Annotated in this window: 17 protein-coding genes; 3 read left to right on the forward strand and 14 right to left on the reverse strand. The window is 63.3% G+C overall.

Annotated elements, in window-relative coordinates; translation table 11 throughout:
* Nucleotides 1–8: 8 nt before the first annotated feature.
* Entirely contained in the window at nucleotides 9–1,034 is a 1,026-nt protein-coding gene (locus AMK05_RS28575; RefSeq protein ID WP_064843293.1) for a sulfate ABC transporter substrate-binding protein, read from the reverse strand.
* Between the two features lie 363 nt (nucleotides 1,035–1,397).
* Between AMK05_RS28575 and AMK05_RS28580 the strand changes: the two genes are divergently transcribed.
* Entirely contained in the window at nucleotides 1,398–2,414 is a 1,017-nt protein-coding gene (locus AMK05_RS28580; protein WP_064843295.1) for a porin, read from the forward strand.
* 50 nt (nucleotides 2,415–2,464) lie between these two features.
* On the opposite strand, the gene AMK05_RS28585 is transcribed toward AMK05_RS28580, so the two are convergent.
* From AMK05_RS28585 to AMK05_RS28620, 8 genes are all read right to left on the reverse strand, one after another.
* Entirely contained in the window at nucleotides 2,465–2,920 is a 456-nt protein-coding gene (locus AMK05_RS28585) for a PTS sugar transporter subunit IIA (protein ID WP_064843297.1), read from the reverse strand.
* A 57-nt stretch (nucleotides 2,921–2,977) separates the two neighbouring features.
* Nucleotides 2,978–3,670 carry a response regulator transcription factor gene (locus AMK05_RS28590; protein WP_064843299.1) on the reverse strand — a complete coding sequence of 231 codons (693 nt, stop codon included), beginning with the start codon at nucleotides 3,668–3,670 and terminating at the stop codon, nucleotides 2,978–2,980.
* Nucleotides 3,667–6,375 (reverse strand): sensor histidine kinase, encoded by a 2,709-nt coding sequence (locus AMK05_RS28595; RefSeq protein ID WP_064843301.1) that lies wholly within the window; start codon nucleotides 6,373–6,375, stop codon nucleotides 3,667–3,669. Before AMK05_RS28595 ends, AMK05_RS28590 begins: the two co-directional genes overlap by 4 nt.
* A 202-nt stretch (nucleotides 6,376–6,577) precedes the next feature.
* On the reverse strand, nucleotides 6,578–7,147 hold the full coding sequence (kdpC, locus tag AMK05_RS28600; protein ID WP_064843303.1) for a potassium-transporting ATPase subunit KdpC: 570 nt from the start codon (nucleotides 7,145–7,147) through the stop codon (nucleotides 6,578–6,580).
* Between the two features lie 14 nt (nucleotides 7,148–7,161).
* Entirely contained in the window at nucleotides 7,162–9,222 is a 2,061-nt protein-coding gene (gene kdpB, locus AMK05_RS28605) for a potassium-transporting ATPase subunit KdpB (RefSeq protein WP_064843305.1), read from the reverse strand.
* A 64-nt stretch (nucleotides 9,223–9,286) separates the two neighbouring features.
* The gene (kdpA, locus tag AMK05_RS28610; RefSeq protein ID WP_064843307.1) at nucleotides 9,287–10,990 is read right to left on the reverse strand and encodes a potassium-transporting ATPase subunit KdpA; all 1,704 of its coding nucleotides are present in this window, start codon (nucleotides 10,988–10,990) and stop codon (nucleotides 9,287–9,289) included.
* 68 nt (nucleotides 10,991–11,058) lie between these two features.
* Nucleotides 11,059–11,148 (reverse strand): K(+)-transporting ATPase subunit F, encoded by a 90-nt coding sequence (locus AMK05_RS28615; RefSeq protein WP_003547774.1) that lies wholly within the window; start codon nucleotides 11,146–11,148, stop codon nucleotides 11,059–11,061.
* 376 nt (nucleotides 11,149–11,524) lie between these two features.
* The gene (locus AMK05_RS28620) at nucleotides 11,525–11,887 is read right to left on the reverse strand and encodes a copper resistance CopC family protein (protein WP_064843309.1); all 363 of its coding nucleotides are present in this window, start codon (nucleotides 11,885–11,887) and stop codon (nucleotides 11,525–11,527) included.
* Between the two features lie 499 nt (nucleotides 11,888–12,386).
* Here AMK05_RS28620 and AMK05_RS28625 point away from each other — a divergent pair, with 499 nt between their 5' ends.
* Complete coding sequence (locus tag AMK05_RS28625; protein ID WP_064843311.1) at nucleotides 12,387–13,430, forward strand: NAD(P)-dependent alcohol dehydrogenase; 1,044 nt, start codon at nucleotides 12,387–12,389, stop codon at nucleotides 13,428–13,430.
* Nucleotides 13,431–13,443: 13 nt separating this feature from the next.
* Here the strand turns inward: AMK05_RS28625 and AMK05_RS28630 are convergent, their stop codons facing one another.
* The 4 genes from AMK05_RS28630 to AMK05_RS28645 form a co-directional block, all read right to left on the reverse strand.
* On the reverse strand, nucleotides 13,444–14,013 hold the full coding sequence (locus tag AMK05_RS28630) for a DedA family protein (protein WP_064843313.1): 570 nt from the start codon (nucleotides 14,011–14,013) through the stop codon (nucleotides 13,444–13,446).
* Between the two features lie 34 nt (nucleotides 14,014–14,047).
* Nucleotides 14,048–15,415: an FAD-containing oxidoreductase gene (locus tag AMK05_RS28635; RefSeq protein ID WP_064843316.1), complete on the reverse strand. Its 1,368-nt coding sequence runs from the start codon at nucleotides 15,413–15,415 to the stop codon at nucleotides 14,048–14,050.
* Nucleotides 15,412–15,873, reverse strand: coding sequence for a DUF4126 family protein (locus AMK05_RS28640; RefSeq protein WP_064843319.1), 462 nt, complete (start codon nucleotides 15,871–15,873; stop codon nucleotides 15,412–15,414). The genes AMK05_RS28635 and AMK05_RS28640 overlap by 4 nt, the downstream gene beginning before the upstream one ends.
* Nucleotides 15,874–15,964: 91 nt before the next feature.
* A complete protein-coding gene (locus AMK05_RS28645; RefSeq protein ID WP_064843321.1) occupies nucleotides 15,965–17,152 on the reverse strand; it encodes an acyl-CoA dehydrogenase in 1,188 nt (395 codons plus the stop codon).
* Between the two features lie 173 nt (nucleotides 17,153–17,325).
* Between AMK05_RS28645 and AMK05_RS28650 the strand changes: the two genes are divergently transcribed.
* Entirely contained in the window at nucleotides 17,326–17,664 is a 339-nt protein-coding gene (locus AMK05_RS28650) for a cupin domain-containing protein (RefSeq protein WP_064843834.1), read from the forward strand.
* Here the strand turns inward: AMK05_RS28650 and AMK05_RS28655 are convergent, their stop codons facing one another.
* Nucleotides 17,665–18,618 (reverse strand): LysR family transcriptional regulator, encoded by a 954-nt coding sequence (locus AMK05_RS28655; RefSeq protein ID WP_064843835.1) that lies wholly within the window; start codon nucleotides 18,616–18,618, stop codon nucleotides 17,665–17,667.
* Nucleotides 18,619–18,735 lie beyond the last annotated feature (117 nt).

Here is an 18,735-nt window from a genome sequence, read left to right on the forward strand (position 1 = left end):
GAAGTCTATTATTGGGCCGGCTTGTAGATCTGGTCAAATACCCCGCCATCGCCGAAGAATTTCGGCTGTGCGCTTTTCCAGCCGCCGAAGTCGTCGATGGTCGCGAGCGTCAGCTTCGGGAAGCGGGCGATGTCGGCCGGATCGGCGGCTTCAGGCTTGATCGGCCGGTAATAGTGCTTGGCGGCGATCTTCTGGCCTTCGTCCGAATAGAGGTAGTTGAGATAGGCTTCGGCGACCTTGCGCGTGCCCTTCTTGTCGACATTGCCGTCGACAATGGCGACCGGCGGGTCGGCGCGGATGGAGAAGCTCGGCGTGACAATCTCGAACTGGTCGGGACCGAGCTCTTCGAGCGAGAGATAGGCTTCGTTTTCCCAGGCAAGCAGCACATCGCCGAGGCCGCGCTGGACGAAGGTGGTCGTTGCGCCGCGGGCACCGGTATCGAGAACCGGAACGTGCTGCAGCAGCTTGGCGACGTAATCCTGCGCCTTGGCTTCGTCACCGCCATTCGCCTGCTTGGCCCATGCCCAGGCGGCGAGGAAGTTCCAGCGGGCGCCGCCCGAGGTCTTCGGGTTCGGCGTGATGACCTGCACGTCATCCTTGACCAGGTCGCCCCAATCCTTGATGCCCTTCGGATTGCCCTTGCGGACGAGGAAGACGATCGTCGACGTATAAGGCGTCGAATTGTTCGGAAATTTGGTCTTCCAGTCGGCGGGGATCTTGCCGGTCGCCTTGGAAATCGCGTCGATATCGCCTTCCAGCGCCAGCGTGACGACGTCGGCATCGAGACCGTCGATGACCGAGCGGGCCTGGGCGCCGGATCCGCCGTGCGAGGCCTGGATGGTCACGGTTTCACCGCTGTCCTTTTGCCACTTGGCGGCAAAGGCGGCATTGAAATCCTTGTACAATTCGCGGGTCGGATCGTAGGAAACGTTGAGCAGCGTCTGATCCGCGAAAGCAGGAGCAATGCTCCCGATCGCGAAGCTGCCCGCCATGACCGCGGCCGCAAGGAGCCGGGTGAGCCGTTGTGTCTGCATGGGAACCCTCCTGTTTTCTGTCTTAACTCTATCAAGTCAGTCGTATAATGAAACGAAGGTTCTTCCCGTTCCGTCCCTGACGTTAGAATGTCATTCCATTTAAGGGGTGATCTTGAAATAGACGTCCCGGAGTTGGCCGCGGCCAATTGCCGGTCGCGGCCGCCGGACTGAAAGCGTCGTGCCTTTTTGGCCACAGTTCCTCCACGAAAGCGCCATGGTGGTGCGGATTTTTGCCCAGATTTTGCCGCGATGACACTTGCGCATTCCTATATGGCGACCGTGCGGTCGTATTTGCTGACCGCTACGCGGGGGCATCCCTTGACCATGTGCCCCGCATTCCAAACCTGTTTAGGGCCATTGAAAATGAATATCAGAACTATCCTTTTTGCCTCCGTAGCCGCCCTTGCCGCGGCCTCCGGAGCCCGCGCAGCCGACGCCATCGTGGCGGCGGAACCCGAGCCCGTGGAATATGTTCGCGTTTGCGACGCCTACGGGACCGGCTATTTTTATATTCCGGGAACGGAAACATGCCTTTCGATTGGCGGTTATATCCGTACCGAAGTGCGCTTCGGTGACCATATATCCGGCGATTCCGACGTAAACTTCTGGACTCGCGGTCAGGTCACCTTCCAGGCCAAGAACGACACCGAGTACGGCACGCTCACCGGCGTCATCACGCTGCGTTACAATGCCGACAGCGCCTCCGACCAGGAAGCTCTGCTCGACGAAGGCTATATCGACATTGCCGGTTTCCGAGTCGGTAAGCTTTACAGCTGGTGGGACGACGACATGAGCGGCGAGACCGATACGCTCGCCAGCAACGAGACGACGCACAACTCGATCCGTTATCAGTACGAGGCGGGCGCCTTCACGGCCGGCCTCTCGGTCGACGAACTGGAAGACGACTACGCCACCAAGCCGGGTGAAGGCCCGAACAATTTTGGTGTCGCAGGCCAGGTCTCCTACAAGGCCGGCGCCATCAGCGCTTACCTGCTGGCCGGTTATGACACCGACACCAGCGAAGTTGCTGTCCGCGGCATCGTCTATGCCGATATCGGCCCGGGCACGCTCGGCATCGCCGGCGTCTGGGCAAGCGGCGCCAACTACTACTACGAAGAGTCCGAATGGACGATCGCAGCAGAATACGCCTTGAAGATCAACGACAAGTGGTCGGTCACCCCTGGCTTCCAGTACTTCGAAAACATCTCGCTCGACGCTGACGGCAACGGCTTCAGCGGCGGCAGCGCCTACACCACCGGTGTCACGATCGATTACCGCATCGTCGACGACCTCCGCACCAAGCTCAGCGTGCAGTATCACGATGAGGACGAAGGCGACGACGACGTGTTCGGCTTCCTGCGCTTCCAGCGCGATTTCTAAGATCGTCTGATCGCAAACGAGTGGGGCGCGGCCTTCGGACCGCGCCTTTTTCACACCCTGGAGTCGGCGATGAAATCGGAATAAAATTCGTCGGCCGTCCTTGCCTTGCGCATGGCGGCGAGCACGCCGTCCGACTGCAGCCGCCGGGCGATGGCGGACAGCACGTTCAGATATTCGCCGCGATTGTTCTCGCCGAAGAGCAGCACGAAGGCGATATCGGTCGGGATATCGTCGATCGCCTCGAAATCCAGCGGCTGGGCGAAGCGGAGGAGAAGGCCGCGCGGGCTGGTCATGCCGTCGATCGCCGCATGCGGAATGGCGATACCGTTGCCGATGCCGGTGGAACCGAGCTTCTCGCGCGCTTCGAGCGCCTTCAGGATGATCTGGCCGTCGACGAAGAAGGCCTTGGCCGCCTTATCCGCGATACCCTGCAGCGCGCGCCATTTCGTCGGGGCCGATACGCCGATGAAGGTGTGTTCCGGCCGGATGATGTTGGGAAGATTCATGTCATTCTCAGTGCGGTTCTGGCTCGAAAGTGTTCGGGCAGCGGTAGGGAAGGGCGGTCAGTCCGGTTCCCTGAGCCGGTAGCCGACGCCGGTCTCGGTGGTGATATAGTGCGGCTGGTCGGGAATCTGTTCGACTTTTTGCCGCAGCTGCCTGATGTAGACGCGCAGATACTGCACATCCGCCGCGGGCCCCCAGACCTGCTTTAGAAGAAACTGATGGGTCAGCACCTTGCCGGCATGCTGGGCGAGCACCCGCAGGATGTCGTATTCCTTGGGCGACAGTTTGATGTCCTGGCCGTCGACCTTGACGATGCGCTTGACCAAATCGATCGATAGCCCGCCGGTTTGGAAGATCGCTTTTTCGCCTTGCTGCTGCAACCGGTGGCGCAGCGCCACGCGGATGCGGGCGCCGAGTTCGTTGACGCCGAAAGGTTTGGTGACGTAATCGTCGGCGCCGCTTTCCAGCGCATTGACGATGCCGGCCTCGTCGGTGCGGCTGGAGAGGATGACGATCGGCATGGAAAGCCCTTGGTCGCGCCATTCCTGCAGCAGCTCGTGGCCTGATGTGTCGGGCAGGCCGAGGTCGAGCACGATGAGGTCGGGCATGCCGTCGGCAACCGACTGGCGGGCGATCGCGGCGTTGGCCGCCTCCTGCACCTCGTAACCCTGCGCGGTCAGGCCGACGCGGAGCAGCTTGCGAATCGGCGGCTCGTCGTCGACGACGAGGATTTTGACGGCTGAACCGGTCATTTGAGTTCATCCAGTTTCGGAATGTCGGTGGGTATCGGCAGGCGGATGGTAAAGACGGCGCCCGAACGGCCGGCCCGGTTGCCGGCCGCGATCGTGCCGCCCATCGCCTCGATGAAGCCGCGGCAGATGGAAAGGCCGAGGCCGGTGCCGGCGCGCACCTGATCGCCCTTGCGCACGCGATAGAAGGTATCGAAGACACGGGTGAGATCGGCCGGCGGGATGCCCGGGCCTTCGTCCGAGACCTGCAGGACGACGTTGTCGGCATCGGCCCAGCCCCCGATATGGACCACGGAGCCCTCGGGCGCATATTTCGCGGCATTGTCGAGCAGGTTGAAGATCACCTGCTCGAACAGCACCGGGTCGACGCGCACCATCGGCAGGTCGGCGGGAATGCTCATCTCGGTTCGGTGCCGTTCGAGGATCTTTGCCGCACGGCGCAGCGCGCTGCCGGCGATATCGCCGGCATAATGCAGCGCAGAGTTCGGCTCCATCGCGCCGGATTCGATCTTGGTCATGTCGAGCAGGTTGGCGATGAAACGGTTGAGGCGCTCGGATTCGTCGACGACGGTTGTCAGAAGGTCGCTGCGATCCTCCTCCGGCATCGAGGCGAAGTAATCGCGCAGCGTGCCGGCGGCGCCGAGGATAGCAGCAAGCGGCGTTTTCAGGTCGTGCGAAATCGAGGTGAGCAGGGCCGAGCGCAGCCGGTCGGCTTCGGCCGCCAGCCGTGCTCGATCTACATCGGCGACGAGCTGCACACGTTCGATGGCAAGCGCCGCTTGGTCGGCCAGGGCATCGAGCAGCCGCTGCTGCTCCGGCGTCAACAGCGGTCCGTCGCGGCGGTCGCTGTCGAGGCCGATGACGCCGACGGCGGTGCGCCCGGTTCTGAGCGGCACATAGAGGCGCTTGGCGCCGGGCAGCGTATCGGCGCCGCGGCCGGCGGCGTGGTTGTGCTCCCAGGCCCAGCGGGCGGCGGCGATATCGGCATCGTCGAGCGTGTCGTCGGGGGGATAACCGGCCTTGACGGCAATGCTGCCCTCCTCAGGCAGCAGCAGCACGGCGCGGACCTTCAGCATCGAGGCGAGCTGGAAGGCGGTCGCCCACAGCACGTCGTCGAGTGTGCCGGTGCCGGCGAGCTTTTTCGAGAAGAGATAGAGATCCTCGGTCGTGCGCGCCCGCTGCCTCGCGGCGGCGGCCTGGCGCTGCACGGTGGCGGTCAGATTGCTGGCGATGATGGCGACGCCCAGGAAGAAGAACAGGGCAAGCACGCTTTCCGGATCGCTGATCGTCAGCGTGTAGCGCGGCGGCAGGAAGAAGAAGTTGAAGGACAGCGCGCCGAGGATACAGCTGTAAAGCGCCGGCCGCAGGCCGTGCAGGACGGCGGAGGTCAGCACCGCCATCAGGAAGACCAGGGCCAAGTTGCGCACGTCGAGCACCTGGTCGAGCACGACGCCGACGGCGAGCGCAATGGCGACATAGACGGTCGCCAGCAGGTAGGCCCGGAAATCCAGTGGCGGCGCGGTGTCGGCCGACTTGATGCCGCGCGCGGTGGTGCCGTCCTTCTCGGTGCCCGAGATGACATGGACGCTGATCTCGCCGGTCTTGCGGATCAGCTCGTCGGTGATCGACCGGCTCCACCAGTCTCGCCAGGTCGGCTTCTTCGGGGCGCCGATGACGATATGGGTGACGTTGTTGGCGCTGGCATGGCGGACGAGTTCTTCGGCCACCTCGCGGCCGGGAAGGGTGATCGCCTCGCCGCCGAGCTGTTCGGCAAGCCGCAGCGTCGCCGCGACGGTATCGCGTTCGGCTTCGGTCAGATTGATCGAGCGGTTGGTCTCGATATAGACGGCCGCCCAGGGCGCGCGCAGCCGCGAGGCCATGCGGGCGGCGTAACGCACCAGCGAGGCGGAGCGCGGGTGGTGGTCGACCGAGACGAGGACGCGTTCGCCCGCCGCCCAGGGGCCTGAGATGGCGTTGGCCTGCATATGGGTGAGCAACTGGTCGTCGACACGCTGGGCGGTCTTGCGCAGCGCCAGCTCCCTCAGCGCCGTCAGGTTGCCGGGCGTGAAATAATTGGTCAGCGCCCGTTCGGCGGTGCGCGGCATATAGACCTTGCCGTCATGCAGGCGTTTGATCAGATCATCCGGCGTCAGATCGATGATCTCGACGTCGTCGGCAAGGTCGATGATCGAATCCGGCACCGTCTCGCGCACGCGGATGCGGGTGATCTGCGAGACGACGTCGTTCAGGCTTTCGACATGCTGGATGTTCAGCGTCGTATAGACGTCGATGCCGCGATCGAGCAATTCCTTGACGTCGAGATAGCGTTTCGGATGGCGGCTGCCCTCGGCATTGGTATGGGCGAGTTCGTCGACCAGCACGAGATCGGGCCGGCGGGCAAGGATGCCGTCGAGGTCCATTTCCTCGAGCGCCCGGCCCTTATAGTCGATTTCGACGCGGGGGATGATCTCGAAGCCGGCGACCAGCGCCTCGGTCTCCTTGCGGCCATGGGTCTCGACGACGCCGATGACGACATCGAGACCGTCGGCGATCTTGGCGCGGCCGGAGATCAGCATCTCATAGGTCTTGCCGACACCCGGCGCGGCGCCCAGAAAGATCTTCAGACGACCGCGCATCTCCGCCCGGGCCTTTTCGAGAAGCGCATCGGGCGATGGCCTGCCGGCCTGGTCGCGATTGTCGTCTGGCATGCGTTTGGTCTTTCTGCAGATGCCTGTGCTTGAGGATGGGCGCTACGCCTCCTTCTCCTCATTCCTATGCTCGTCACAGGAATCCAGCCACGCGAAGTCCTTCGCGTGAAAGAAGTCTCCCGCGCCGCCGACGCGGCTGCTGGATCCCTGTGACGAGCACAGGGATGAGGGAGAAGGAGAAGGCGTGCCCAGCCAACGAAACTCACTCAGTCATAGAAGCATCAAGCCTCTGATTCAACGCCAGAACATTGACGGTGGGTTCGCCGAGAAGGCCGAGTTCGCGGGCCTGGACGGCGCCGTCGACCAGCGCCTTGACCTTGGCCTCGTCCAGGCCTCGTGCCTTGGCGACCCGGGGCACCTGGAAGTAGGCGGCCTCGGGTGAGATGTCGGGATCGAGGCCGCTGCCCGATGCGGTGACGAGGTCGGCCGGCACTTGCGTATTGGGGTTCGTCGCCTTGGCGGCCTCGTAGTCGCCCTTGACGCGGTCGATCAGTTTCTGGCTGGTCGGGCCGAGGTTGGAGCCGCTGGAGGCGGCCGCATTGTAACCGTCGCCGGCAGCCGACGGACGGCCGTGGAAATACTTGTCTGCGGTGAAGGCCTGACCGATCAGCGTCGAGCCGATCACCTGACCGTTCTTCTCGACGAGGCTGCCGTTCGCCTGGGCGGGGAAGAGGGCCTGGGCGGCACCGGTCATGGCGAGGGGGTAGAGGAGGCCGGTGATCGCGGTGGTGGCGACGATCATGACGACGGCCGGGCGAAGTTCTTTCAACATTGTTCTTAACTCCTTTAAGCGAGGCCGAGGGCCGCGACGGCCAGGTCGATCGCCTTGATTCCGATGAAGGGCACGATGATGCCGCCGAGGCCGTAGATCAGCAGGTTGCGCGACAAGAGCGCGCCGGCGCCGATCGGACGGTAGCGCACGCCCTTCAGCGATAGCGGGATCAGTGCGATGATGATCAATGCGTTGAAGATGATCGCCGAGAGGATGGCGCTTTGCGGCGTCGACAGTCCCATGACGTTGAGCACGCCGAGCTGCGGATAGAAGGTCAGGAACATCGCCGGGATGATGGCGAAGTATTTGGCGATGTCGTTGGCGATCGAGAAGGTCGTCAGGGCGCCGCGTGTCATCAGCAGCTGCTTGCCGATCTCGACGATCTCGATGAGCTTGGTCGGATCGCTGTCGAGATCGACCATGTTGCCGGCCTCGCGGGCAGCGACCGTGCCGGTGTTCATCGCGACGCCGACATCGGCCTGGGCAAGTGCGGGCGCATCGTTGGTGCCGTCGCCGCACATGGCGACCAGCTTGCCCTTGGCCTGTTCCTCGCGCATTAGCGCCAGCTTCATCTCCGGCGTCGCCTGAGCGAGGAAATCGTCGACGCCGGCTTCGGCGGCGATGGCGGCTGCCGTCAGCGGGTTGTCGCCCGTGATCATCACGGTGCGGATGCCCATGCGGCGCAGCTCCGTGAAGCGTTCGCGGATGCCACCCTTGACGATATCCTTCAGCTGGATGATGCCGAGCAGCCGGCCGTCGCGAGCGACGGCGAGCGGCGTGCCGCCCGATTTGGCGACCTCGTCGGCGATCGACTGCAGTTCGCGCACGACCTCGCTGCCGTTTTTCGAAGGCGCGTCGCCATTGACATAGGTCAGCACGGCATCGACCGCACCCTTGCGGATGGAGGCGCCTTCAAGATCGACGCCGCTCATGCGGCTCTGGGCGGTGAAGGGCACGAAAGTCGCCTTGAGGCTCGCCATGTCGCGGCCGCGGATCGCATATTTCTCCTTGGCGAGCACGACGATGGAACGTCCCTCAGGCGTCTCGTCGGCCAGCGAGGCAAGCTGGGCGGCGTCGGCAAGATCCTGTTCGGACACGCCGCGCACCGGGCGGAAGCTCGTCGCCTGGCGATTGCCGAGCGTGATCGTGCCTGTTTTGTCGAGCAGCAGCGTGTCGACGTCGCCGGCGGCCTCGACGGCCCGGCCGGACATGGCCAGCACGTTGAAGCGGACGAGGCGGTCCATGCCGGCAATGCCGATCGCCGACAATAGCGCGCCTATGGTCGTCGGGATCAGGGTGACGAAGAGGGCGACGAGCACGATGATCGGGATCGAGCCGCCGGCATAGATGGCAAAGCTCGGGATCGTCGCGGTGGCGAGCACGAAGATCAGCGTCATGCCGGCCAGCAGGATGTTGAGCGCGATCTCGTTCGGCGTCTTCTGGCGCTCCGCACCTTCGACCAGCGCGATCATCCGGTCGATGAAGGTCGAGCCGGCCGCCGCGGTAATGCGGACGCGGATCCAGTCGGACAGCACCTGGGTGCCGCCGGTGACTGCCGAGCGGTCGCCGCCGGATTCGCGGATGACCGGGGCGGATTCGCCTGTTATCGCCGCCTCATCGACCGAGGCGACCCCTTCGACGACTTCACCGTCCGACGGGATGATGTCGCCGGCTTCGACGAGCACGATGTCGCCGACCTTCAGGCTGGTGCCCGCCACCATGCGGTAGTCGGTGCCGTTGTTGCCGGTCAAGAGCTTGGCCTGGGTTTCGGTGCGCGCCTTACGCAGCGAATCTGCCTGCGCCTTGCCGCGGCCTTCGGCGACGGCCTCGGCCAAATTGGCAAACAGCACGGTGAACCAGAGCCAGAGATTGATCTGGAAGGAGAAGCCGAGATTGCCGTTGCCGGCCACGAGGTCGCGCAGGAAGAGCACAGTGGTCAGCACCGAGACCGTGGCGACGACGAACATGACCGGATTTCTGGCGAGCGCGCGCGGGTCGAGCTTCTTGAAAGCGGCGCCCACGGCGGGAATGAGGATGCGAGAATCCATGATGCTCGCGGATTTTGCCTGGCTCATAAGAGACTCCAGCTTGGAAAGAGGATGGCGAAGGACCCCGGCGACGCAGGGTCACGGCATCGCCTCAGAAGGTTTGCCCGGCGATCATCACCAGGTGCTCGACGATGGGGCCGAGCGCCAGGGCCGGGAAGAAGGTCAGGCCGCCGACGATCAGGATGGTGCCGACGAGCAGGCCGGCGAAGAGCGGGCCGTCGGTGGGAAAGGTGCCTGCCGAGGCCGGGACCGTTTTCTTGCCGATCAGCGAGCCGGCGATGGCAAGCGCCGGGATGATGACCAGGAAGCGGCCGGCGAGCATGCCGATGCCGAGGGTGATGTTGTACCAGGGCGTATTGCCCGTCAGGCCGCCGAAAGCCGAGCCGTTATTGGCCGCAGCCGAGGTATAGGCATAGAGGATTTCGGAGAAACCGTGCGGGCCGGCCGTTCCCACCGAAGCGACGGCGGAGGGCAGCACCGTGGCGAGCGCGGTGAAAACCAGCATGGCGAGCGGCAGGCAGAGGATGGCGAGAACGGCCATTTTCATTTCCTTCGCCTCGATCTTCTTGCCGAGATATTCCGGCGTGCGGCCGACCATCAGGCCGGCAACGAAGACGGCGACGATGATGAACAGCAGGATGCCGTAGAAGCCGGCGCCGACCCCGCCGACGATGATCTCGCCGAGCTGCATGTTGATCAGCGGAATAAGGCCGCCGAGCGCGGTGAACGAGCCGTGCATGGCATTGACCGCGCCGCAGGAGGCGGCGGTGGTGATGACGGCAAAGAGCGAGGAGAGGGCGACGCCGAAACGGACTTCCTTGCCCTCCATGTTGCCGCCGCCAAGACCGAAGGCGTGCATCAGCGGGTTGCCGGCCGCTTCCGCCCAATACGTAACGATGACGCCGGCGAGGAACAGCACGCCCATCGTGGCGAGGATCGCCCAGCCCTGGCGCTGATTGCCGACCATACGGCCGAAGACGTTGGTCAGCGCCGCGCCGATCGCGAAGATCGAAACCATCTGGATGAGGTTGGAGATCGCATCGGGGTTTTCGAAGGGATGGGCGGAGTTGGCGTTGAAGAAGCCGCCGCCATTGGTGCCGAGCATCTTGATCGCAAGCTGCGAGGCGACGGGGCCGACGGCGATCGTCTGCTGCGCGCCTTCAAGCGTCGTCGCATTGACATAGGCTCCAAGCGTCTGCGGTACGCCGAGATAGACATAGACGAGCGTCAGCACGATTGAGATCGGCAGCAGGATGTAGAAGGTCGCCCTCGTCATATCGACCCAGAAATTGCCGATGGCCTTGCCCGAGGTGCGCGCGAAGGCGCGGATGAAGGCGAGTGCGATGGCCATGCCGGTCGCGGCGGACAGAAAGTTCTGCACCGTGAAGCCGGCCATCTGGGTGAGGTAGGACATGGTGCTTTCGCCGCCGTAGTTCTGCCAGTTCGTATTGCTGACGAAACTGACGGCGGTGTTGAAGGAAAGTTCCGGCGGAACGGCCGCCATGCCGGCTGGATTATAGGGAAGGATGCCTTGCAGACGCTGCAGCGCATAAAGCGCGACGACGCCGAGCAGGTTGAAAAGCAGCATGGCGAAGGCATAGGAGGTCCAATGCTGCTCCTCGCCTTTGCTGATGCCGGCCATGCGGTAAAGTCCGCGTTCGACCGGAACGAGGACGGGTGAGAGGAATGTGCGCTCGCCGCTGAAGACACGCGTCATGTAACCGCCGAGCGGTTTGACGAGCACGAGGACAATCCCGCAATAAAGCAGGATCTGAAGCCATCCGTTGAGGGTCATGGAGGTAAACTTTCAATACCGGCTGCTGCCCGGTCGCGCCTGCGCGAGCTCAGAAGCACCAGTTCTCTTCAGAAGCGTTCCGGGCGAAGCAGAGCGTAGGTGAGGTAGACGGTGAGAAACACGGTCACGGCACCGCTCAAGACATAATCGAGGGTCATCGTCGTTTCTCCGTCAAAGCCTGTCGCAGGCTCTGGTGTAGGCAAGGCACAGCGCGAAAAATAGGATCGCGGTGCCAAGCAGAATGATATCCATCATGATCGTGACTCCTGTTGTTCTTGTTGGAGTCAGACAAGACAAAGGGCGCGACCCGGGAGGGGCGCCTTTCATGCTTTCTGGCGTGGAGATGATCGTTCGATCTCTCGGGCATGAATATGGAGCCGAAGGGCATAAAGGTTCGAGACGGGCAAGGAGCCGTCAATATAAAAATCTTATAAATGCTTTGCAGCGAGCCCTTTGTTTTTACGCATGTCGTCGCGGCAAAAGCGCTTCGCGCTTTGCCTGGCAAAACCGCTGCACACTTTTGCGCGACATGCTCTAAGGATCGATCCGGAACCGGTACTGGCCTTCGGCGCTGCGGCCGTCCATCGAGAGGACGCGCCAGTCGATCGTATAGAAGCCGGGCGCCATGGCGGGGTCGAGCGGGACCTTGAAAATCGATCCTTCAGGACCGGAGAGAAATGGCTTGCCTGTGGGAACCGCCATGCCCTGGGCATCCAGCAGGACGGCCGTCGAGCGGGCAAGATCGACAGGGCCGGTGAAGGTGAGCTCGAGGTTGGCCGGCGCCAGCCTTTCTTCCTGCTCCTGCGGCGGAAGAGAGGCTTGTTCCAGGGCCGCAGACGCCTCACTTGCGATGAAGAGAAGGGAGACGAACAGACAGAATGACGCGATCGACTTCATGATGGTCTTCCCTATCGTGCCGACCCGCATGTGCCCGGAGCCATCATGCTTCCGTGACGTCATGCCGACGTATTATTATTAACGCGGTGGGGGAGGATTTCGATCCCTAGTTTTTGCGATAACGCGCGCCGGCCGCGGCCGTGGACTTTCCGGCAGCGCGGCGATCAGATCCACAAGCCTGCGCCAGAATCGCCGTAATGAGCTTGATTTCGTCGGACCGTAGGACCGATTTCCGCCGGCATTATCATGATGGTTCTTCATCGTTCTCTGCCTGTCCTCATGGCCGGGATCTCGAATGGAGAATGTACTCCCCTGCGGCCTCGGCTGGAATCATACAGAGGTCTTGGAAGGCAAATCTTTCGGATTACGGAAAATGGGCATTTCATCGCATGTTGAGCAAAAGCTTGATCTCAACGATTGAATTGCCGCCCCTTCCGGTCTTATAGTCGCGTCCAACGGCACGCGATGAACCGCGGGGCAATAGGGAAGGAAACCGATCATGACCAAAGTCCGTGCGCTGGTGCTGGAGCGCCAGCATGAGCTTGCGCTTCGCGATATCGATCTGCCGCTCGAAACCGGCCCCGGCGAGGTGAAAATCAGGATTCACACGGTCGGTGTCTGCGGTTCCGATGTCCATTATTACACGCATGGAAAGATCGGTCCCTTCATCGTCAACGCGCCGATGGTGCTCGGCCATGAGGCGGCCGGCACGGTGGTCGAAGTCGGAGCTGACGTGACGCATCTGAAAGTCGGCGACCGCGTCTGCATGGAACCCGGCATTCCCGACCCGAATTCCAAGGCAAGCCGGCTCGGTATGTACAATGTCGACCCGGCCGTGACCTTCTGGGCGACGCCGCCGATCCACGGGGTGCTGACGCCTGAGGTCGTGCATCCCGCCAATTATACGTTCAAGCTGCCCGATAATGTCAGCTTTGCCGAAGGCGCCATGGTCGAGCCCTTCGCCGTCGGCATGCAGGCGGCCACCAAGGCGAAGATTACGCCTGGGGATACCGCCGTCGTTCTCGGCGCCGGGCCGATCGGCACGATGGTGGCGATCGCGGCGCTGGCCGGCGGCTGCGCCCGGGCGATCGTCGCCGATCTCGCCCAGCCGAAGCTCGATATAGCCGCGCAGTACCAGGGCGTCATCCCAATCAATATCCGCGAGATGAACCTCACCGAAGAGGTGGGCCGGCTGACCGACGGCTGGGGCGCCGATGTCGTCTTCGAATGCTCCGGCTCGCCGAAGGCCTGGGAGACGATCATGGCGCTGCCGCGCCCGGGTGGCGTCATCGTCGCCGTCGGCCTGCCGGTCAACCCTATCGGTTTCGACGTCTCGACGGCATCGACCAAGGAGATCCGCATCGAGACGGTGTTCCGCTATGCGCATCAGTACGAGCGCTCGATCGCGCTCTTGGCATCCGGCCGCGTCGACCTGAAGCCGCTGATATCCGAGACTTTCACATTCGCAGATTCGATCAAGGCCTTCGATCGCGCCGTCGAGGCGCGGCCGAGCGACGTGAAGCTGCAGATCGTGATGGAATAGCGCCACAGCGCAACTACGAATGCCCAGCGCTCGGTCTCATCTTGCGAAAGGCCAGAGCCGCGGCCGTGACGACAGCCGCGGCTGCGATGGCAATCAGCAGATGGCGGTGAAGGGAAAGGTGACCTAATATCTGCTCGATGCCGTGCCCGAACAAATAGCCGAGCGCGGTGAAAAGCTGTCCCCAGACCAGCGCGGCTGCGGCATTCAGGACGACGAATTTTCCGGTCGGTATCCGCGTCGTTCCGATGACGACAGGGCTGATCGTGCGCAACCCCACAAGGAAACGAAAGGCGAGGATGAAGCCTGTCGGATATTTTTCCAAAAGTTCGGTAACGCGGGCGAGCGCCGGCTTTTCCATCAGCCGCTGCACGAGCCTCCATCGGGCCGCGTAGCGGCCGGCGAAGAACCACAGTTGATCGCCGGCGAAAGATCCAGCCGTGGCCGCAAGCGACGCCGACCAATAGGGCAGCAGCCCGCGGTGGGAAATCACGCCGCCGAGGAAGGCGGCCGTTTCGCCTTCGAAGGCGGCGCCCAGAAAGATCGCCAGCAAGCCGTAATTTTCGATCAGCAGTTCGATGGACACGCGGGGTTCGCCTCCAGCTCTTCCCGAGGTCAGGTCACGGCTGGGCCGGCTTCAGATCGCCAAGCAGCGTCGGGATCAGCTCCGACACCGTCGGATGGATCGGCACCGCCCATTGCAAGGCGGGATAGGTCGTGCCCGCATTCATCGCGTCGACAAGCCCATGGATCACCTCGTCGCCTTCGATGCCCAAGATCGCGGCGCCGAGGATCTGCTTGGTCTCGGCATCGGCAATCACCTTCATAAAGCCCTTGGTCTCGCCGCGCTCGGTGGCGCGACCGACGCGGCTCATCGGCCGGGTCGAGACCATGATCCTGCGTCCCGACTCTCGCGCCTGCTTCTCCGTCATCCCGACGCGGCCGAGCGGCGGATCGATATAGAGCGCATAGGCGGGAATGCGGCTTGAGACCTTGCGGTCGTCGCCATCGAGCAGGTTAGCGGCGGCGATCTCGAAATCATTGTAGGAGGTGTGGGTGAAGGCTCCGTGGCCGTTGCAGTCGCCGAGCGCCCAGATGCCCTCGACATTGGTGGCGAGCCTGTCATCGACCGTGATGAAGCCGCGCTTGTCGGTGGCGACGCCGGCGGCATCGAGGCCGAGATCGTCGGTGTTCGGCTTGCGGCCGGTGGCGATCAGCACATGGCTCGCATCGATCGCTGCTGCGCCGGCGGTGACGCTGACCCCATTGCCGTTCTTGGCGAAGGCAATGTTGCCGGCGTCGGTGTGCACGCCGATGCCTTCGGCGCGCAGGATATCGGCGATCGCATCGGATATATCCTCGTCCTCGCGCGAGGCGAGCTTCGGGCCGTGCTCGATGACGCTGACTTCGGCGCCGAAGCGGCGATACATCTGCGCGAATTCCAGCCCGATATAACTGCCGCCGATCACCGCCAGATGCCGCGGCAGCGTGTCGAGATGGATGATCGAGGTGCTGGTGAGATAGTCGACATCGGCGATACCCGGCAGTTCGGGAATGACCGGCCGCGCGCCGACATTGAGAAAGATGCGCGGCGCCGTCAGCGTCTCGCCGTTGACACTGACGGTCCTCGGACCCTCGAACCGGGCATGGCCGTAGATCACGCTCATGCCGTCCATGCCGCCAAGCCAGCCGATCAGGCCGTTGCGGGCGTTCATGGTCACCGTTTCGGCGCGGGCTCTGACCACCTTCATGTCGATGGCGATTTCACCGGGGATATTGACGCCATACGCGGCGCCGTTTCTGGCGACATGGGCGGCGCGGGCGCTGGCGACCAGCGTCTTCGTCGGCATGCAGCCGGCATTGACGCAGGTGCCGCCGAGGAATTTGCGCTCGATCAGCGCCACCTTCATGCCCTTTTCGACCATGCGGGCGGCAAGCGACGGGCCGGCCTGGCCGCCGCCGATGACGATGGCGTCGAAGCTCTTCATGACACGGCCCCCACGATCAGCACCGCGCCGATGACGGCGACGGCATCCTCGATGAGGGCGGCCGGCAGGTCCCTGCCGAAGGAGGCGGCGAGCCTGGCGCGCAGCGCTGCGCCACCATAGGTGCCGATGACGGCGCCGATCACGCCGGCAATCAGCCCGCCGAACAGCAGGCTGCTGGCGGCACCGATCGCAGCACCCGACAGCGCCCCCGAAACGATGCGGGCGGAAAACTGAATCGGCACTTTGCGCGACGGAGTGGTCGGCAACTGGTCGGCGACCAGTTCGATGATGGCGAGAACGGTGAAGATCCACGGCGTCCACCGGTACCCCATGAAGGCAAGCTGCGTCTGCGAGATGTCGAACCAGCCGAGCGCTGCGCCCCAGGCGACGGCGGCAGGCGCCGTCATGGTGCGAAGGCCGGAGATGACGCCGATCAGCAATGCAAGAAGCAGAAACATGCGTGATCCCCCTCATTGCCGGCTTCGTGCCGCCAGAGGGAAGGTTGCACATTGTCAGGCGCGTGGCAATTCGTCCTGCCGAACCGATGGTTTAGTTCGCAAAGGCGGCAATGCCCGTGATGGCCCGGCCGATGATCAGCGCATGGATGTCGTGCGTGCCCTCATAGGTGTTGACCACTTCGAGGTTGACGAGATGGCGGGCGATGCCGAATTCGTCGGAGATGCCGTTGCCGCCGAGCATGTCGCGGGCCGCGCGCGCAATCTCCAGTGCCTTGCCGCAGCTGTTGCGCTTGAGGATCGAGGTCAGCTCCACCGGCGGATGGCCTTCCTCCTTCATGCGGCCGAGCCGCAGGCAGCCCTGCAGGCCGAGCGAGATTTCCGCCGCCATGTCGGCAAGCTTCCTCTGGATCAGCTGGTTGGCGGCGAGCGGCCGGCCGAACTGCTTGCGCTCCAGCGTATATTGCCGTGCCCTGGAATAACAATCCTCGGCGGCCCCCAGCGCGCCCCAGGCGATGCCGAAGCGGGCGGAGTTGAGGCAGGTGAACGGCCCCTTGAGACCGGTAACATTGGGCAGAAGATTTTCCTCGGGCACGAAGACCCCGTCCATCACCACTTCACCGGTGATCGAGGCGCGCAATCCCACCTTGCCGTGGATGGCGGGGGCCGAAAGCCCCTTCCAGCCCTTTTCAAGGATGAAGCCGCGGATGAGCCCGTCCTCGGTCTTGGCCCAAACGACGAAGACATCGGCGATCGGGGCGTTCGAGATCCAGGTCTTCGAGCCGGCGAGGCTGTAGCCACCCTCGACCTTTTTGGCGCGCGTCGCCATCGAGCCGGGGTCGGAGCCGTGATCGGGTTCGGTCAGGCCGAAGCAGCCGATCCATTCGCCGCTGGCGAGTTTCGGCAGATATTTCAGCTTCTGCGCCTCAGACCCGAAGGTGTCGATCGGCACCATCACCAGCGAGGACTGCACGCTCATCATCGAACGATAGCCGCTGTCGACCCGCTCGACCTCGCGGGCGATCAGGCCGTAGGCGGTATAACCGAGGCCGGCGCCGCCGTAATCGGGCGAGATCGTCGGGCCGAGCAGGCCGAGGTCGCCCATTTCGCGGAAGATTGCGGGATCGGTCTTTTCGTTGCGGAAGGCGTCGAGAACGCGGGGCGCCAGCTTTTCCTGGGCATAGGCATGGGCCGTATCCTGCACCATGCGCTCCTCGTCGGTCAGTTGCTCCACTAGGCGGAACGGATCGGCCCAGTCGAAAACCTCGCGCGTATGCTGCATGTCGGCGTCTCCTCACCCACGATTCAGGCTTGCCTCGCTCAAGGTCGCATAGACCTGCCGGCCGACCGCGTCAACAGAAGGCGGCTTATCGAAAAGACCGGGTACGGCATCTTTTCAAAAGCGCCGGCATGCTCCACTTTGCCGGCGATCGATTCTGGAACGAGGAGACGGAAATGTCGTCAAGCGATCTGTTCGTATCGGCCGAAGGCGCCGAATGGGTCAATCCCGAGCCCGGCGTTACCAGGCGCATCATGACCTATCTGCCCGAAATGATGATGGTGGAGGTGGCTTTCGAGAGCGGCGCCGTCGGTGCTGCCCATTCGCATCCGCACATTCAGGCAAGCTATGTCGCCGAGGGCAGTTTCGAGGTGACGATCGACGGGCGGACCGAGGTGCTCAAGCAGGGCGGCAGCTTCATCGTGCCCCCCAATCTCGTCCACGGCGTCAAGGCGCTGGAAAAGGGACGGCTGATCGATAGCTTCACCCCGCACCGAGCCGAATTTCTCGCATAGTCAGGGCTCGGCTTCCGATCGGCGGGCTGGCCCGGCTGGCGTGACATAGGGCGGCACGAAGCGTGCATCCTCGCCGCGCACTGCCTCGCGCAGGAAATCGATGACGGCGCGCACGCGCGGCGCCTGTTTCAAGTCGCGATGGCAGGTGATCCAGTACTGGCGCTTGAGGTCGATCTCCGCGGGCAGCACCCGCACCAGTTCGGGATAACGGCTGGCAAAGAAATAGGGCAGGATGCAAAGGCCGAGGCCGTTTCGGGTGGCGGTCAGCTGGGCGAAGATGCTGGAGCTCTGGAACTGCGGCTTGATGCGCGGATGCACGTCGCTGAGGTAATCCAGGCCCGGCGCGAAAATCATTTCCTCGATATAGCTGACGAAGGGATGCTCAAGCAGGTCCTCGCGGCAGGTGATCGCGGGCGCCTTTGCCAGATAGTCGCGCGAGCCGTAGATCTGCAGATGATAATCGGTCAGCTTCTCGGCGAAATAAGGCCCGCCCTTCGGCTCGTCGAGCACGACGGAAAGATCGGCCTCCTTGCGCGACAGCGACATGATCTGTTGGATCGTCACCAGCTCGAGCGCCAGATGCGGGTGCTGGGCGGCGAACCGGTGCAGCACGGTGGCGAAGAAGAAATTGGCGAACCCCTCTGGCGCGCTGAGGCGCACGAGGCCGCGCTGCGCCATCGAGCCGTCGGCGAGGTCGGCGCGCAGCCGCTCGGTCTCCTGCTCCATCTTCTCGGCCGTCTCGACGAAACGGGTGCCCATGGCGGTCAGCACATAGCCGCGTGGATTGCGCTCGAACAGCTTGACCTTGAGGGTGAATTCCAGCCGGTCGATGCGACGCGAAACGGTGGCATGACTGGAGCGCAACTGCCGGGCTGCCGTCGACAGCTGACCTGTGCGGGCGACGGCTAGAAAAAACTGAAGATCGTCCCAAGTAAACTGCGGCGGATTGTTCATCGCGATCCCCATCTGTTCAAAAATGAACAGATACTGTTTGGAATTAGTTGTAAACCACCCGTTGCTTCAACGCGGAATTTCCGTGATCGTAAGGAGAGGGTCCGCCGTTCTGAGGAG

Origin of the sequence: Rhizobium sp. N324, from assembly GCF_001664485.1 — a bacterium.
GTDB lineage: Bacteria > Pseudomonadota > Alphaproteobacteria > Rhizobiales > Rhizobiaceae > Rhizobium.

What these genes read in the sequence shown, in the direction of transcription:
- AMK05_RS28625 (WP_064843311.1), top strand. Translation starts at nt 12,387, where the DNA reads ATGACCAAAGTCCGTGCGCTGGTGCTGGAGCGCCAGCATGAGCTTGCG.
- AMK05_RS28645 (WP_064843321.1), bottom strand. Translation starts at nt 17,152, where the DNA reads ATGCAGCATACGCGCGAGGTTTTCGACTGGGCCGATCCGTTCCGCCTA.
- AMK05_RS28635 (WP_064843316.1), bottom strand. Translation starts at nt 15,415, where the DNA reads ATGAAGAGCTTCGACGCCATCGTCATCGGCGGCGGCCAGGCCGGCCCG.
- AMK05_RS28580 (WP_064843295.1), top strand. Translation starts at nt 1,398, where the DNA reads ATGAATATCAGAACTATCCTTTTTGCCTCCGTAGCCGCCCTTGCCGCG.
- AMK05_RS28640 (WP_064843319.1), bottom strand. Translation starts at nt 15,873, where the DNA reads ATGTTTCTGCTTCTTGCATTGCTGATCGGCGTCATCTCCGGCCTTCGC.
- kdpA (WP_064843307.1), bottom strand. Translation starts at nt 10,990, where the DNA reads ATGACCCTCAACGGATGGCTTCAGATCCTGCTTTATTGCGGGATTGTC.
- AMK05_RS28585 (WP_064843297.1), bottom strand. Translation starts at nt 2,920, where the DNA reads ATGAATCTTCCCAACATCATCCGGCCGGAACACACCTTCATCGGCGTA.
- AMK05_RS28590 (WP_064843299.1), bottom strand. Translation starts at nt 3,670, where the DNA reads ATGACCGGTTCAGCCGTCAAAATCCTCGTCGTCGACGACGAGCCGCCG.
- AMK05_RS28615 (WP_003547774.1), bottom strand. Translation starts at nt 11,148, where the DNA reads ATGACCCTCGATTATGTCTTGAGCGGTGCCGTGACCGTGTTTCTCACC.
- AMK05_RS28620 (WP_064843309.1), bottom strand. Translation starts at nt 11,887, where the DNA reads ATGAAGTCGATCGCGTCATTCTGTCTGTTCGTCTCCCTTCTCTTCATC.
- AMK05_RS28655 (WP_064843835.1), bottom strand. Translation starts at nt 18,618, where the DNA reads ATGAACAATCCGCCGCAGTTTACTTGGGACGATCTTCAGTTTTTTCTA.
- AMK05_RS28575 (WP_064843293.1), bottom strand. Translation starts at nt 1,034, where the DNA reads ATGCAGACACAACGGCTCACCCGGCTCCTTGCGGCCGCGGTCATGGCG.
- kdpB (WP_064843305.1), bottom strand. Translation starts at nt 9,222, where the DNA reads ATGAGCCAGGCAAAATCCGCGAGCATCATGGATTCTCGCATCCTCATT.
- AMK05_RS28650 (WP_064843834.1), top strand. Translation starts at nt 17,326, where the DNA reads ATGTCGTCAAGCGATCTGTTCGTATCGGCCGAAGGCGCCGAATGGGTC.
- AMK05_RS28595 (WP_064843301.1), bottom strand. Translation starts at nt 6,375, where the DNA reads ATGCCAGACGACAATCGCGACCAGGCCGGCAGGCCATCGCCCGATGCG.
- kdpC (WP_064843303.1), bottom strand. Translation starts at nt 7,147, where the DNA reads ATGTTGAAAGAACTTCGCCCGGCCGTCGTCATGATCGTCGCCACCACC.